1 protein-coding gene is annotated in these 419 nt (G+C 55.1%); it reads right to left on the minus strand.

Features of this window, described 5'->3' with window-relative positions:
* Positions 1 to 85: 85 nt before the first annotated feature.
* On the minus strand, positions 86 to 419 hold a 334-nt coding region (locus tag PL597_RS26095), incomplete at its 5' end, for a hypothetical protein (RefSeq protein WP_271366667.1).

A 419-nucleotide genomic window follows, 5' to 3' on the forward strand; every position in this document is an offset into this window, starting at 1 on the left:
AGCGCATCAAGATATCGCTGGGATCGCTCAGCCCGGTCGAATATCGTAAGAGCCTCGGCCTGAGCATTTAAAACAGTCCAACTTTTTATCCGCACCCCCACCGGCTCAGTTCCGCGTGGAAACCAACAATCAAGAGCTTACGGCGGAAGACGGCGGGAGCCAGTTGTATGTCAACGGGCTTGCCCAAAGTCTCGCCGTCCATCTGATACGAAACTACGCCTCGACTGATGGGAAGAGTGATCGTCAGGCGGCGTTGCCGGGCTACAGGCTCAGACGGGTGATTGCTCATTTGGAGGATCATCTGGCCGAACCGTTCAATCGTAAGCGGCAAGCTGACCCCATCTGGCGTCAGTAGCGCGAGCTCAGCTATTGCGTAATGACTATTCACCAGCTGTGAGCTTCTATGTCTGCGCCTATCT

This window comes from Agrobacterium sp. ST15.13.013, assembly GCF_027956525.1.
Lineage (GTDB): Bacteria > Pseudomonadota > Alphaproteobacteria > Rhizobiales > Rhizobiaceae > Agrobacterium > Agrobacterium salinitolerans.